This window comes from Streptomyces sp. NPDC002138 (assembly GCF_040296485.1).
In the GTDB taxonomy this organism is placed as follows: Bacteria; Actinomycetota; Actinomycetes; order Streptomycetales; family Streptomycetaceae; genus Streptomyces.
Genome location: NZ_JBEOXE010000014.1, coordinates 86,068 through 99,837 on the forward strand (window position 1 = coordinate 86,068; position 13,770 = coordinate 99,837).

Genomic DNA, 13,770 nt, shown 5'->3' on the forward strand with positions numbered 1-13,770 from the left:
AGGGGTCAGCCCTTGCCGGTGAGGTCGGCGGGGAAGGCTCCGGCCCGTATGGCGGTGGCGACGAATCCGCCGCCCAGCTCGTGCAGGCGGGCCAGGCCGGCCGCGCCGAGGTGCTCGTACGGAGCCGCGTCGAGCCGGTCGGTGTCGGCCTCCAGCCGCTCGCGCAGCGCCGTCCCGGCCTCGGTCAGTTCGTTGTCGGCGTCGAGCAGCCCGCGCCCGCGCAGCCGGTCGGCGGCCGCCGCCAGGTCGTCCGCGCTCCAGCCGCGGGTGGCCATCAGCCACTTCTGGGTCATGCCGCGGCCCGTGGCGTTGTGGCTGACCACCGCCTCGACGGGGTCGAGACCGGCGATGAGGAGGGCGGCGAGGTGACCGTCGCCGCGGTGCTCGCGCAGCAGGGTGGCGGCGTGCCACAGGCGCAGGTGCGCCGCCTCGGGCACCGGCAGGTCGGCGTGCGCGGAGTAGAGGGGGCGCGCGTGGCGGGTGCAGGCCTCGGTGGCGCGCATCGCGAGGTCGGCGGCCTCGGCCAGCTCCGGGGAGGCCAGGGTCTCCGCGCCGAGCAGCCGGGTGAGGGTCGCGTCGACGGCCCGCAGCCGGGCGGCGAGGACCTGCTCGGGGTCCGCCTTCTGCCAGACGGCGGGCAGGAACCGGGCGAGGTGGGCGTGGCTGTAGTTGTAGAAGGCGGCGGCGACGGTGCCGGGGCCGACGGCGCCCAGGGCGGCGCAGCGGGAGCTCAGGGGGACGGCCGAGCCCTCGATCCCCAAGGGGGCGAATTCCTTCGCGAGATCCGGCGAGAAGTAGATGGTGACGTGCAGCGGATTGATGGCAGCGTGCCAACAGCGGCGGGCGGCCAGGGGCGGGAGGGTGGAGAGCGTCATACCGGGCACCCTACCGACTGATTGGTATGCACAACAGAGCCGCCTGCCGGCCCGGCGCCCGGCCCGTGCGGGGCCCGCGAGATCCGGCCGTTCTTCCCCGGCCCGCCCGGCCACCGGCCCCGCCCCACCTGGCCGGGGGCCGTCCGGATGCCGCGGTGTGACGTCCGAATGGCGATCGTGTGACAGCGGGGGCCATGGACATGACGTGGGGCGCAGGGGTGAATACGGTCGAACACACAAGCCCTGAACCGGGCTGAACACCGCTCAGGAGAACCGTCTCCCCTACCCCTTGGAGTCCTTCGTGCGACGCAAAGTCATCGCCCCGAGCGTGCTCGCCGCCTCCCTTCTGCTGGTGATCCCGGCGTCGGCGGCGACTGCCGGTCCGGGTGCCCCGGGTATCGGCGACCCCTACTACCCGGCCAGCGGCAACGGTGGATACGACGTCTCGCACTACGACTTGAGGCTCCAGTACCAGCCGAAGACCGACCTGCTGGAGGGCACGGCCACCCTGCTGACCACCGCCAAGCAGGACCTCTCGCGCTTCAACCTCGACTTCGGCCTCCAGGTGAGCGAGATCCGGGTCAACGGCGTCAAGGCGAAGTTCGCCAAGACCGGCACGCAGGAGCTGGAGGTGACCCCCGCGACCGCGCTGCAGAAGAACAAGCAGGCCACGGTGGTCGTCAAGTACGCGGGCAAGCCTTCGGAGTTCAAGGTCGACGGCTGGTCGGCGTGGGCGCGCACCCCGGACGGCGCGGTCGCGGCCCAGGAGCCGGACTCGGCCATCTGGTGGTTCCCGAGCAATGACCACCCGCTGGACAAGGCGACGTTCGACGTCTCGATCAACGTCCCGGACGGGCTCCAGGCCATCAGCAACGGCGTGCTCCAGTCGCAGAGTTCGAAGCTGGGCTGGACCCGCTACAACTGGCGCTCCAACAAGCCGCAGGCCACCTACCTGGCCACCCTCGCCATCGGCAAGTTCGACATCACCACGGACAAGACCGCGAGCGGGCTGCCGGTGCTCAACGCCTACAGCGTGGACCTGGGCGACAACGCGGGCGCGGCGCGGGCGAGCGTCGAGCGGACCACCGAGGTCGCGGAGTGGCTGGAGGGGGTCTTCGGCCCGTACCCCTTCAACGCGCTGGGGGGCTACGTACCGAACGTGCCCAGCGGTTTCGCGCTGGAGACCCAGACCCGCCCCTTCTACAGCCCGCGCCAGTTCGCGAACGGGGCCAACGTCCAGGTCGTCGTGCACGAGCTGGCCCACCAGTGGTACGGCGACAGCGTCTCGGTGGACGGCTGGAAGGACATCTGGATCAACGAGGGCTTCGCCCGCTACAGCCAGTGGCTGTGGTCGGAGAAGGAGGGCGAGGGCACCGCCCAGGAGCTGGCCGACTGGGCCTACGCCGCGCGGCCCGCCGAGGACCCGTTCTGGCAGGTCAAGCCCGGTGACCCGGGTGCGGACAAGCAGTTCGACGCGGCCGTCTACGACCGGGGCGCGATCGCCATCCAGGCGCTGCGCAACGCGGTCGGCGACGAGAAGTTCTTCCAGATCCTCAAGGGCTGGCCGACCGAGCACGCGTACGGCAACGCCAAGGTGAACGACTTCGTCCGCTACGCCGAGCGCGTCTCCGGCAAGCCGCTGGCCGACCTCTTCGAGACCTGGCTGTACACCCCGGGCAAGCCCGCCTTCTCGGCTCCCCCGGCGAAGGCCACCGGGCGCTCGCTCGCCGCCCCGGCCCCCGCCGCGGCCCCGAAGGCGGAGCCGAAGTCGTGGAAGAAGATCGCCGCGACGAACAGCATCCACGAGACGGAGCAGCAGCACGGGCACGGCCGCTGAGCCCACCCCGCCTCGCCCCCGTCCTGCAGGACGCCCCGCGCGCCGTCGCCCCTCAGCGGGCGGCGGCGCGCCACCGCGCCCGGGCCTCCCTGGCCACCGGCAGGTACCGCAGCCGCTCGGGCAGCAGCGGTACGACGATCCGCACGACCGCGCTGAAGCGGCGCAGCCTGCGCTCCTGGGCCGGGGTCCACTCCAGCCCGATGGCGGCCCGCGCCTCGGGCGGCATGTAGCCGACGGTGGCGAAGGCGCGGAAGCGCAGGAACAGGGTCCGCAGCAGCGGCCAGGCGAGCCGGGTCAGGATCCGTACGGGCAGCGGGCCGCCGGTGGGCCGGGGCAACGGCACGTCGGTGGCGACCAGTTCGCGGGCCACCGGGGTGGATTCGATCTCCTCGGCCAGCATCCGGTGGTAGTGCGGCCAGTACTCCTCGATGGTCCCCGGCATGTCCCGGTCGTGGATGCCGAGGATCCGCCCGACCTGGAGCCACTCGGTGTAGAGGGCCCGCTCCTGAGCGGGGGTGAAGGCGCGGAAGAGGTAGCGCGACGCGTGGAGGTAGACCGGGAAACCGGAGGCGTGCACCCAGGAGTAGCAGGCCGGGTCGAGGGCGTGGTAGCGCCGCCCGCGGGTGTCCGTGCCCTGGATCCCCTTGTGCAGCCGGCGCACCCGGCGGCCCTCCTCGGCGGCCTCCTCGCCGCCGTACACCCAGAGCTGCACCGAGCGGATCGAGCGCTCCCCGCGCCCCCAGGGGTCGCTGCGGAAGACGGAGTACTGGTCCACGCCCGCGCCGATCGCCGGGTGGGCCACCTGCAGGGTGAAGGCGGGCGGCAGCATCAGCAGCGCGCGCACGTCACCGGCGATGGTCCACAGCACCCCGCCGGGCGGCGGCGGGGCGATGTGTCCCCTGGTGTCCGGGGGGCTTCCGGTGCTCTTGGCTCGCGTGGGGCTCATGGCACAAGTATGCGAGCGCGAGAAGTCCTTTCCCCCGCCGGAAAGTCTTGTCCTGGGTGTTACCCAGAGGTAACTGCAGATGATGTGATGACGCAGCCGATCTTCCCCCGCAGGAATGATGGAGTCCTCATGCTGCTCAGCACGAACCGCCGCACCAAGGCCGCCGCCACGGCGGTCGGCGCGCTCACGGCCGCCGCGCTCGCCCTCACGGCGGCCCCGGACGCCTCGGCCGCCCCCGCCGCGGAGGCCGGCGGCGCCGCGGCGCCCCGGCTCAACGTACTGACGTACAACACCTTCCTGATGAGCACCGCCCTGTACCCCAACTGGGGTCAGGACATCCGGGCCCGCGAGATCCCGAAGGCCTCCTTCTTCCAGGGGCACGACGTCGTCGTCCTCCAGGAGGCCTTCGACAACGGCAACTCGGACGCCCTGAAGGCCAACGCGGCCGCGCAGTACCCCTACCAGACCCCGGTGGTGGGCCGGAGCAAGGACGGCTGGGACGCGACGAGCGGCGCGTACTCCTCCACCACCCCGGAGGACGGCGGGGTGACGGTCCTCAGCAAGTGGCCGGTGCTGCGCAAGGAGCAGTACATCTACAAGGACGCGTGCGGCTCCGACTGGTGGTCCAACAAGGGCTTCGCCTACGTCGTCCTGAACGTCAACGGCACCAAGGTGCACGTGGTGGGCACCCACGCCCAGTCCACCGACTCGGGCTGCAAGGCGGGCGAGGCGGCCCAGATGCGCAGCCGCCAGTTCAAGAACATCGACGCCTTCCTGGACGCCAAGAACATCCCGGCGGACGAACAGGTCATCGTCACCGGTGACATGAACGTCGACTCGCGCAGCCCGGAGTACGCCTCCATGCTCGCGGACGCGGACCTGGCCGGCGCCGACTCGCGCACGGGCCACCCGTACTCCTTCGACACCGCCACCAACTCGATCGCGCACTACCGCTACCCGACCGACCCGCGCGAGGACCTCGACTACGTCCTGTACCGCAAGGGCAACGCCCGCCCCGCGAACTGGAACAACAACGTGGTCAAGGAGCAGTCCGCCCCCTGGACCGTCTCCAGCTGGGGCACCTCCTACACCTACACCAACCTCTCCGACCACTACCCGCTGATCGGTTCGTAGGGCGGTGCGACGCCCCCTCCCGAAGGTCCGGGAGGGGGCGTCGTGCGTCCTGGCTCAGCTCTTCTCGCCGATGGCCGCCCGCAGCCAGTCGAGCGTGCCCTGCCCGAGCAGCTCCTCGGCAAGTCGCTGCCCGGTCTCGGTCGTCAGCCGGGACCGGCTGTTGTCGATCCACCGCTGGGCGCTCTCGTAGCCCTGGGCCTTGTACTCGATGCCCTGGAGCAGGCACTCCAGCTTGTCGGCATCGCGCGCGCAGATGGCTTCGGCCGAGTCCTTCCCCTCGTACTCGGCGACCAGTTCCCGGATCGTCGAGGCCAGCGGCTCGGGCATCCCCGCGATCTGGTCGGCGGTCACCGCCTCGGGGTCGGCAGCGGTCGAGTACTTCTTTCCCAGGTGGTTGACGTCCCCCGTGCGGGTCTCCTGGGTGTCGTGCCACACGGCCAGGAACGCGGCGCGCGCGGGGTCCGCCCCTTCCAGCTTCGCGATGATCGATGCGATGAGCGAGGTCCGCCACGAGTGCTCGGCAACGCTCTCGGGCTGCTTGACGCCGGCCATCCACCAGCCCGTGCGGGCCGCGTTCTTCAGTGTGCCCGCCTCGTAGAGGAAGCGCGCTACCGCGGACAGGTCGTCAGCCACGTCTGTTCTCCTTCTCACGCCTCGGCCAGGCGGATGGCGTACCGAATTCCCTCCAGCTCTCGACGCGCACGCGTCGATGGCTCGGTGCCATCCAACAGCATGGGCAGCCGGTCCCGCAGGGCGTGCCCCGCGGCGGAACTGCGGAGCAGCCCGGGGCGGGCGGCGAGCAGGGCCCAGAGCGTGTGGATGTTGAGGTCGAAGAACCCTCGGTCCGGGGAGAGTCCGGCCACGAGGTGCTGGAGCAACTTGTGCCCGTGCCACGTGGGCTTGCCGGCCCCGGCGATGAAGTCGTCGGAGAGTTGGAGGTGCGGGCTCTCGCCGATCCAGTACGACCAGTAGTTCAGGTTCGCGGCCTCGCCCGCGTCGTCATCGTCGAGGGTGGTGGTGATGAAGTGCCGCATACGGTCACGGTCCCCCTGCCGTGCCGCAACCGCGGCAACCGAGCGTGCGGTGAGCCACCGGGTCAGCCAGTCCTCCGGCCGCTCCGCGCGCTGCTGCTGACCCAGCCAGCCCGGAGTGTCGGGCGCATCGTCGTAACCGGCCAGGTACAAGGCCTGCCGTCGGAGGAGGAAGTCACCGCCGCGCGCCTCCTCGGCCGTGCGGCGCATCCGCCGGAAGAACCGGCGCCGGTCGTCCACCGTCAGCTCGGGCCGGGCGGGGGCCGGACCGCGTCTCGGCCGGGTCGGAGACGCGAGTCCGCGCATCGACTCCGGGGTGACACCGTTCAGCGGCGGACACCATGCCGGTACGACCGCGCTGCGGGTTTCCCTGACTGCGAGTCAGGGCAGTCCGACCGTCGCTTCCCATGGGGCCTCCTCGACCAGCGTCGCACCCCAAACTACCGGTACCCGAAGTCACTTCGGGCACGATGGCGCCGTCCCTAGGCTCGTCTCACCACCCGCTGATGACGGTAGGGAGACCTTGGATGGAAGTGCGCGAGAGCAGGCCGGACGACTCCTTCGGGCACGTCGATCACCCGCTGCTGGGCCAGCAGGTCCACGACCCGAAGAGCGGCCTCCAGGGCGAGTTGATGGCCGTCGTCGAGGAGTTCGTCGGCACGGTGGCCGGGACGCGGAGGCATGCACGGACCGCATACGTCCGCGGCGCCGACGGCCTGGAGTTCACGGCGGCGCCGGGCACGCTGGAGCGGGCCGCCGCGGGCCAGATCTGCTGCCGCTGTGACGGCATCATCCGCACCGGGGGCCATCAGTTGATCCAGCACTCCGCCTCCGGGGCCCGTCCCTCCACCTGGGAGCACGACATCCGCGACTCCTCGTGCAGGCGCTTCCGCGCGGACGAGCGGTGAGCGACGCGGCCCGGTCGGCCCCGGCCGGCATCGGATCCCGGCCGGGGCCGCTTCCCCGCGGTTACGCGGAGGCCTCCGGCGCGTACGGGTCCGCGTACGGGTCCGCGTACAGCTCCTCGATCAGGGCGCCGTACTTCTCCCGGACGACCTTGCGGCGCAGTTTCAGCGTGGGGGTCAGCTCCCCGGACGCGGGGCCCCACTCCTCGGTGAGCAGGCGGTAGCGCTTGATCTGTTCCGTACGGTTGAGCCGCGCGTTGGCGGCCTCGACGGCGCGGGCGATCTCCCGCGCGACGGCCGGGTGCGCGGCCAGCTCGGCGGGGGTGGCGGCGTCGATGCCGTGGGCGGCGGCCCAGGCGGGGGCCAGCTCCGGGTCCAGCACCAGCAGGGCGACCAGGTAGCTGCGGCCGTCGCCGTGCACCAGGGCCTGGCCGATCAGCGGGTGTTCCTTGACCGTGTTCTCCACCAGGGCGGGCGAGACGTTCTTGCCGTTCGAGGTGATGATGAGTTCCTTCTTGCGGTCGGTCAGCCAGAGGTACCCGTCCTCGTCGAGCCGGCCGATGTCCCCGGTCGGGAACCAGCCCTCCGCGTCGCTCGCGTCCTCCACCGTCCCGTCGGGCCGCAGGTAGCCGCCGAAGACGGTCGCGCCCCGGGTGAGGATCTCCCCGTCCTCGGCGAGCCGCAGCTCCAGCCCCTCGATGGGGCGGCCGACCGAGCCCAGCCGGAAGCCGTCGGCGCTGTTGACGGTGCACACGCCGGAGGTCTCGGTGAGCCCCCAGGCGTCCATGACGGTGATGCCCCAGCCCGCCCAGAACCGGACCACGTCCAGCGGCATCGGCGCGGTCGCGCTGGCCGTCCACACCAGCCGGTCGAGCCCGGCCGGCACCAGCAGCGGGTCCAGCACCCGCTCCTTGGCCACGGCGTACGCCGTTTCGACGGCGGGCGGGACCTCCTCGCCGCGCTCGCGGTGCGCGGCGCGGGCCCGGGCGATGTCGTTGGCCGCCTCGATGGCCTCGCGCCGCTCCCGCGGCAGCTGGGCGAGCACGGCCCGTACGGAGGCGGCGAGCTTCTCCCAGACGCGCGGCACCCCGAAGAACTGCACCGGGCGCAGCTCGCGGACCACGCCCGCGACGGCGGCCGGGTCGGCGCACAGCCGTACGTGCGCGGCGCGCAGCAGCGGCAGGTAGATCCCGAGGACCCGCTCGGCGATGTGCGCGAAGGGCAGGTAGCAGATGTGCTCGGCGTGCTCGGGCAGGTCGACGTGCCGGTCGAGACGGACGGTCTGGAGCATGAGGTTGCGGTGGGTGAGCCGGACCCCCTTGGGGTCGCCGGTGGTCCCCGAGGTGTAGACGACGGTCAGCGGGTCCTCGGGGCGGGCCTCGCGCCGGCCCTTCTCGAAGGCATCGGAGCGGAAGGTCCGGGCGCCGCTCGCGTACAGGGAGCCGTACGTCAGGTGCGCGCCCGCGTCGGCCGCCTCGGCCACCACCAGCCGCTCCAGGGGCACGTCCGGATCGGCCAGCAGGGGCTCCCAGCGGGCGAGTTCGCGGGCGCCCTCGACGACGGCGACGCGGGCCCGGCTGTGCCGGGCGATGTGCGCTGTCTGCTCGGGCGCGGAGGTTCCGTAGACGGTGACGGGGACGGCGCCGAGGTGGACGAGGGCGAGATCGCTGAGCCAGTGCTCGGGGCGGTTGGCCATCATCATCAGGACGTGGTCGCCGCGCTCGACGCCGAGGGCCGCGTAACCGGCGGCGAGCACGCCCACCGTGCGGCGCGCCTCGGACCAGCTGAGGGTGGTCCAGCCGGGGCCCTCGCGCCAGGAGAGGGCGGGGAGGCCGCCGTGCTCGGCGGCGTTGCGGGCGAGCAGATCGGGCAGGGTGATCTCGTCGGGACGTCCGGGCAGTCGCAGTTTCGTGGTCATGGGCAGCTCCTGGCCGTTTCACATCGTTGGTGCGACAGCAATACTGTTGAACACGAGCTGTGCCGATGAAACGCGTGCTGATCAGAGAGCGAGGCGGAGACCATGACCACCCAGGCGCCCGAGCCCACGCTCACGGTCGACGAGCTGGCGTCCCGGGCGGGCGTGACCGTCCGCACCGTACGGTTCTACAGCACGCGCGGACTTTTGCCCCCTCCCGTGATCGGACCCCGTCGCGTCGGCCATTACGGGCCGGAACACCTCTCCCGGCTGGCCCTGATCGAGGAGTTGCAGCATCAGGGGATGACCCTGTCGGCGATCGAGCGCTACCTCGACGCGCTGCCCGACGACCTGAGCGCGCACGACCTGGCGATCCACCGGGCGCTGGTGGCGACCTGGGCTCCCGACGCGGCGCTGGAGTCCTCGCGGGAGGAGCTGGACAAGCGCGCGGGCCGGGTCCTGTCGGACTCCGACGTCCGGCGGCTGACCGCCATGAACGTGCTGGCGCCGACGCCGGACCGGGAGCGCTTCCGAGTGGACCTGGGGCTGCTGCGGCTCGGGGTGGCGCTGCTCGACGTACCGATCGCGCACGAGACGATCCTGGCGGCGCGCACGGTGCTGATGGAGCACGCGAGGACGGCGGCGCACGAGCTGACCGCCCTGTTCCGGGACGAGGTGTGGGGGCCGTTCACGGAGGGCGAGAGCGATCCGGAGCGGGTGGAGGCGATGAAATCGCTGTCCGCGCACATGCAGCCGATGGTGGTGCAGGCGCTGGTGACCGCGTTCCAGCGCTCGCTCAAGGAGGAGCTGCGGGTGGCCTTCGTCGCGGAGGACCCGCAAGCGCAGGACCCGCGAGCGCAGGACCCGCAAGCGGAGTAGGACCCGCGAGCGCAGGTCCCGGAAGCGGAGTAGGACGGGCGCGGGCGCGGGGCGGGTGTGAAGTCGGCGCGCCCACAGGTACTTTCGGGCCATGGCGATCATTCACAAGACCACGATGAACCCCGGAAAAATGGAACTCCTCGCCGCGTGGCTGCCGCAGCGGCCCTGGTACCTCGCGACCGGCCGCCCTCCGGCGCCGGTCAAGGCGGGCGGCTTCCGGCTCGACGATCCGCAGGGCGAGGTGGGTGTCGAGATCATGGTCGTCACCGACACCTCGGGCGAGCGGCCGCACTCCTACCACCTGCCGGTCACCTACCGCGCGGCGCCGCTCGAGGGAGCGGAGGCAGGCCTGATCGGCACCTCGGAGCACGGGGTGCTCGGGCGCCGCTGGGTGTACGACGGCACGCACGACCCGGTGTGCGTCGCCCTGCTGCTCGCGCTGATCCAGGGCCGGGCGGCGGCGCAGCACCAGAACCTCAGCGAGGTCCCCGAGCCCTCCGTGACCGCCCGCTACACGGGCCCCGAGGTCCCGGAGCTCCCCGTGGCCGGGCAGCCGGAGGTGGCCGACGGCGCGGAGGGCACGGAGGTCGTGCTGCCGGGGGGCGCGCTGCTCGGGGTGACCCGCGTCCTGCTCCCGCTGGACGCGGACGCGGAAAAGGAAGCGGACGGGGAAGCGCCGGCCGGCGCGGCCGCGGACGCGGTCGTCGCGGCCTGGACCACGCCGGACGGCGCCGCGCACCGGGGGGTGTTCGCCTCGTTGTCCTTCGGACCCCCGGTGCGCGCCGCCGACGTCAGTCGGTGAAGGTCTCCCCGCGCCCGGCCTTCTCGACGAGGAGGGCGGGCGGGGCGAACCGCTCGCCGTAGGCCGCGGCCAGCTCGCGGGCGCGGGCCACGAAGCCGGGCAGACCGCCCTCGTAGCCGTTGATGTACTGGATCACGCCGCCGGTCCAGGCCGGGAAGCCGATGCCCATGATGGAGCCGATGTTGGCGTCGGCGACCGAGGTCAGCACGCCCTCCTCGAACAGCCGGACGGTGTCGAGGGCCTCGGAGAAGAGCATCCGCTCCTTCATGTCGACGAAGGGGATCTCGGTGCCGGGCTTCGTGAAGTGCTCGCGCAGGCCCGGCCAGATCCCGGCCCGCTTGCCCGCCTCGTCGTAGTCGTAGAAGCCCGCACCGCCGCTGCGGCCGGGGCGGCCGAACTCGTCCACCATCCGGTCGATGACGGTGTCGGCGGGGTGCGCGGCCCAGCTGCGCCCGGCGTCCTCGAAGGCCTTGCGGGTCTCGTTGCGGATCTTGCGGGGCAGGGTCAGCGTCAGCTCGTCCATCAGGGAGAGCACCTTCGCCGGATAGCCGGCCTGCGCGGCCGCCTGCTCGACGGAGGCGGGCTCGATGCCCTCGCCGACCATGGCGACGCCCTCGTTGATGAACTGGCCGATCACCCGCGAGGTGAAGAAGCCGCGCGAGTCGTTGACCACGATCGGGGTCTTGTTGATCTGGCGGACCAGGTCGAAGGCACGGGCCAGGGCCTCGTCGCCGGTGCGCTCGCCCTTGATGATCTCCACCAGCGGCATCTTGTCGACGGGCGAGAAGAAGTGCAGCCCGATGAAGTCGGCGGGGCGCGACACCCCTTCGGCCAGGCCGGTGATGGGCAGGGTGGAGGTGTTGGAGCAGAGCAGCGCGTCGGGCTCGATGACGTCCTGGATCTCCTGGAACACCTTGTGCTTGAGGGAGGTGTCCTCGAAGACGGCCTCGATCACGGCGTCACAGCCCGCCAGGTCGGCCGGGTCGGCCGTGGGCGTGATCCGGGCGAGCAGTTCGGCGCGCTTGGCCTCGGTCGTGCGGCCGCGGGAGAGCGCCTTGTCGAGCAGCTTCTCGGAGTAGGCCTTGCCCTTGGCGGCGGCCTCGGCGCTGACGTCCTTGAGGACGACCTCGATGCCCGCGCGGGCGCAGGAGTAGGCGATGCCCGCGCCCATCATGCCCGCGCCGAGGACGGCGACCTTGCGGACCGGGCGGGGTGCGATGCCCCGGGGACGGCTGGCGCCGGAGTTGACGGCCTGGAGGTCGAAGAAGAACGCCTGGATCATGTTCTTGGCGGTCTGTCCGGTGACCAGCTCGGTGAAGTACCGGGCCTCGATGGTCAGCGCGGTCTCGAAGTCGACCTGGGAGCCCTCGACGGCGCAGGCCAGGATGTTGCGCGGAGCCGGGTACGGAGCCCCGTTCAGCTGCTTCTTCAGGTTGGCCGGGAACGCCGGGAGGTTGGCGGCGAACCGGGGGTTGGACGGCGTACCGCCCGGGATCCGGTAGCCGGGGGCGTCCCAGGGCTGCTGCGAGGCGGGGTTGGCGTCGATGAAGGCGTGCGCCTTGGCGAGCATCTCCTCGGGCGTGGCGGCCAGTTCGTGGACGAGGCCGTTGTCCAGGGCGCGCTGCGGGTTGTACTGGGTGCCCTGGAGCAGCACCTTGAGGAGGGCGTCGGCGATGCCCATGAGGCGGACGGTGCGGGTGACACCGCCGCCCGCCGGGAGCAGGCCGAGGGTGACCTCGGGCAGGCCGATCTTGGAGCCGGGGGCGTCGAGGGCGACGCGGTGGTGGCAGGCGAGCGCGATCTCGTAACCGCCGCCGAGGGCCGCGCCGTTGATGGCGGCGACGACGGGCTTGCCGAGGGTCTCGATGCGGCGCAGGGAGCTCTTGATGGCGGTGCCGGTGTCGAAGGCGAGCTGGGCGTCCTCGGGGCGGAGCCGGATCATCTCCTTGAGGTCGCCGCCCGCGAAGAAGGTCTTCTTGGCGGAGGTGAAGACGATGCCCCGGATGGAGTCCTTCTCGGCCTCGGCGCGGTCGGCGATCGCCGCGATGGAGTCCTTGAAGGCCTGGTTCATCGTGTTGGCGGACTGGTTGGGGTCGTCGAGGATCAGGGTGACGACGCCGGTCTCGTCCTGTTCCCAGCGGATCGTGGTGGACTCGCTCATTTTCGCTACTTCCGTGTGAGAAAGGGGGGTTGCCGGGGACGGGGACGGTCAGAGGCGCTCGACGACGGTGGCGACGCCCATGCCGCCGCCGACGCAGAGGGTGACGAGCCCGTAGCGCTTGTCCTGGCGCTCCAGCTCGTCGATGACGGTGCCGAGGATCATCGCTCCGGTGGCGCCGAGGGGGTGGCCGAGCGCGATGGCGCCGCCGTTGACGTTGACCTTGTCGAGGGAGACCCCCATGTCCTTGACGAAGCGCAGGACGACGCCCGCGAAGGCCTCGTTGATCTCGATGAGGTCGATGTCGTCGATGGTCAGTCCGGCCTTGGCGAGGGCCTTGCGGGTGGCCGGGGCGGGGCCGGTGAGCATGATGGTGGGCTCGGAGCCGGAGACGGCGGCCGAGACGATCCGGGCGCGCGGCGTCAGCCCGTTCCGCTCCCCCGCCTCGCGGGAGCCGATCGCGACGAGCGAGGCGCCGTCGACGATGCCGGAGGAGTTCCCCGCGTGGTGGACGTGGTCGATCTTCTCGACCCAGTGGTACTTCTGCAGCGCGACGGCGTCGAAGCCGCCGAGGTCGCCGATGTCCGCGAAGGACGGCTTCAGCCGGGCCAGGGTGTCGGCGGTGGTGCCGGGGCGGACGAACTCGTCGTGGTCCAGGACGACCAGGCCGTTGCGGTCGGTGACCGGGACCACGGACTGCGCGAAGCGGCCGTCCTTGATGGCCGCGGCGGCGCGCTCCTGGGACAGGGCCGCGTACTCGTCGACATCGCGCCGGGAGAATCCCTCGATGGTGGCGATCAGGTCGGCGCCGATGCCCTGCGGGACGAAGTTGACGTCCCAGTTCGTCATCGGGTCGTTGAACCAGGCGCCGCCGTCCGAGGCCATCGGGACGCGGGACATGGACTCGACGCCGCCCGCGAGGACCAGGTCCTCCCAGCCGGAACGGACCTTGGCGGCGGCCATGTTGACCGCTTCCAGTCCGGAGGCGCAGAAGCGGTTCTCCTGTACGCCGGCCACAGTGTCCGGCAGTCCGGCGGCGATCGCCGCGATCCGGGCGATGTCGGAGCCCTGGTCGCCGACCGGGCCCACGACGCCGAGCACGATGTCGTCGATGGTCGCCGGGTCCAGGCCGGGGTTGCGCTCGCGCAGGGCGTGGATGAGGCCGACGACGAGGTCGATCGGCTTGGTCCCGTGCAGGGCCCCGTTGGCCTTGCCGCGGCCGCGCGGGGTGCGGATCGCGTCGTACACGTACGCTTCGGTGCTCACTGGTCAAGCCTTTCGAGGGTTC

General features: G+C 71.8%; 11 protein-coding genes and 1 pseudogene. 5 read left to right on the top strand and 7 right to left on the bottom strand.

Annotated features, from left to right (window positions below):
- Positions 1-5 precede the first annotated feature (5 nt).
- Entirely contained in the window at positions 6-875 is an 870-nt protein-coding gene (locus tag ABT084_RS12235; protein WP_351041462.1) for an SCO6745 family protein, read from the bottom strand.
- A gap of 301 nt (positions 876-1,176) precedes the next feature.
- Here ABT084_RS12235 and ABT084_RS12240 point away from each other — a divergent pair, with 301 nt between their 5' ends.
- On the top strand, positions 1,177-2,712 hold the full coding sequence (locus tag ABT084_RS12240; protein ID WP_351041465.1) for a M1 family metallopeptidase: 1,536 nt from the start codon (positions 1,177-1,179) through the stop codon (positions 2,710-2,712).
- A 52-nt stretch (positions 2,713-2,764) separates the two neighbouring features.
- On the opposite strand, the gene ABT084_RS12245 is transcribed toward ABT084_RS12240, so the two are convergent.
- A complete protein-coding gene (locus ABT084_RS12245) occupies positions 2,765-3,658 on the bottom strand; it encodes an oxygenase MpaB family protein (RefSeq protein WP_351041468.1) in 894 nt (297 codons plus the stop codon).
- Between the two features lie 129 nt (positions 3,659-3,787).
- Here ABT084_RS12245 and sph point away from each other — a divergent pair, with 129 nt between their 5' ends.
- Positions 3,788-4,792 carry a sphingomyelin phosphodiesterase gene (gene sph / locus ABT084_RS12250; RefSeq protein ID WP_351041470.1) on the top strand — a complete coding sequence of 335 codons (1,005 nt, stop codon included), beginning with the start codon at positions 3,788-3,790 and terminating at the stop codon, positions 4,790-4,792.
- Positions 4,793-4,846: 54 nt separating this feature from the next.
- Here sph and ABT084_RS12255 read toward each other — a convergent pair whose 3' ends face one another.
- Together ABT084_RS12255 and ABT084_RS12260 are read right to left on the bottom strand one after the other, a co-directional pair.
- Positions 4,847-5,425, bottom strand: a complete 579-nt coding sequence (locus ABT084_RS12255; protein ID WP_351041473.1) for an HD domain-containing protein — start codon at positions 5,423-5,425, stop codon at positions 4,847-4,849.
- 14 nt (positions 5,426-5,439) lie between these two features.
- A pseudogene (locus ABT084_RS12260) lies at positions 5,440-6,174 on the bottom strand (transcriptional regulator); the annotation flags it as partial.
- A gap of 176 nt (positions 6,175-6,350) precedes the next feature.
- On the opposite strand from ABT084_RS12260, the gene ABT084_RS12265 reads away from it, so the two are divergent.
- Positions 6,351-6,731, top strand: coding sequence for a hypothetical protein (locus ABT084_RS12265; RefSeq protein ID WP_351041478.1), 381 nt, complete (start codon positions 6,351-6,353; stop codon positions 6,729-6,731).
- Positions 6,732-6,792: 61 nt separating this feature from the next.
- On the opposite strand, the gene ABT084_RS12270 is transcribed toward ABT084_RS12265, so the two are convergent.
- Positions 6,793-8,646 carry an AMP-dependent synthetase/ligase gene (locus tag ABT084_RS12270; RefSeq protein ID WP_351041481.1) on the bottom strand — a complete coding sequence of 618 codons (1,854 nt, stop codon included), beginning with the start codon at positions 8,644-8,646 and terminating at the stop codon, positions 6,793-6,795.
- Between the two features lie 102 nt (positions 8,647-8,748).
- Between ABT084_RS12270 and ABT084_RS12275 the strand changes: the two genes are divergently transcribed.
- Positions 8,749-9,522, top strand: coding sequence for a MerR family transcriptional regulator (locus ABT084_RS12275; protein ID WP_351041484.1), 774 nt, complete (start codon positions 8,749-8,751; stop codon positions 9,520-9,522).
- Positions 9,523-9,613: 91 nt separating this feature from the next.
- Complete coding sequence (locus ABT084_RS12280; protein ID WP_351041487.1) at positions 9,614-10,324, top strand: maltokinase N-terminal cap-like domain-containing protein; 711 nt, start codon at positions 9,614-9,616, stop codon at positions 10,322-10,324.
- Here ABT084_RS12280 and ABT084_RS12285 read toward each other — a convergent pair.
- Together ABT084_RS12285 and ABT084_RS12290 are read right to left on the bottom strand one after the other, a co-directional pair.
- Complete coding sequence (locus tag ABT084_RS12285; protein ID WP_351041490.1) at positions 10,314-12,485, bottom strand: 3-hydroxyacyl-CoA dehydrogenase NAD-binding domain-containing protein; 2,172 nt, start codon at positions 12,483-12,485, stop codon at positions 10,314-10,316. The two genes, ABT084_RS12280 and ABT084_RS12285, sit on opposite strands and share 11 nt — an antisense overlap.
- A gap of 48 nt (positions 12,486-12,533) precedes the next feature.
- Complete coding sequence (locus ABT084_RS12290) at positions 12,534-13,748, bottom strand: acetyl-CoA C-acetyltransferase (protein ID WP_351041492.1); 1,215 nt, start codon at positions 13,746-13,748, stop codon at positions 12,534-12,536.
- Positions 13,749-13,770: the final 22 nt, after the last annotated feature.

What these genes read in the sequence shown, in the direction of transcription:
- ABT084_RS12235 (WP_351041462.1), bottom strand. Translation starts at nt 875, where the DNA reads ATGACGCTCTCCACCCTCCCGCCCCTGGCCGCCCGCCGCTGTTGGCAC.
- ABT084_RS12280 (WP_351041487.1), top strand. Translation starts at nt 9,614, where the DNA reads ATGGCGATCATTCACAAGACCACGATGAACCCCGGAAAAATGGAACTC.
- ABT084_RS12265 (WP_351041478.1), top strand. Translation starts at nt 6,351, where the DNA reads ATGGAAGTGCGCGAGAGCAGGCCGGACGACTCCTTCGGGCACGTCGAT.
- ABT084_RS12245 (WP_351041468.1), bottom strand. Translation starts at nt 3,658, where the DNA reads ATGAGCCCCACGCGAGCCAAGAGCACCGGAAGCCCCCCGGACACCAGG.
- ABT084_RS12285 (WP_351041490.1), bottom strand. Translation starts at nt 12,485, where the DNA reads ATGAGCGAGTCCACCACGATCCGCTGGGAACAGGACGAGACCGGCGTC.
- ABT084_RS12275 (WP_351041484.1), top strand. Translation starts at nt 8,749, where the DNA reads ATGACCACCCAGGCGCCCGAGCCCACGCTCACGGTCGACGAGCTGGCG.
- sph (WP_351041470.1), top strand. Translation starts at nt 3,788, where the DNA reads ATGCTGCTCAGCACGAACCGCCGCACCAAGGCCGCCGCCACGGCGGTC.
- ABT084_RS12270 (WP_351041481.1), bottom strand. Translation starts at nt 8,646, where the DNA reads ATGACCACGAAACTGCGACTGCCCGGACGTCCCGACGAGATCACCCTG.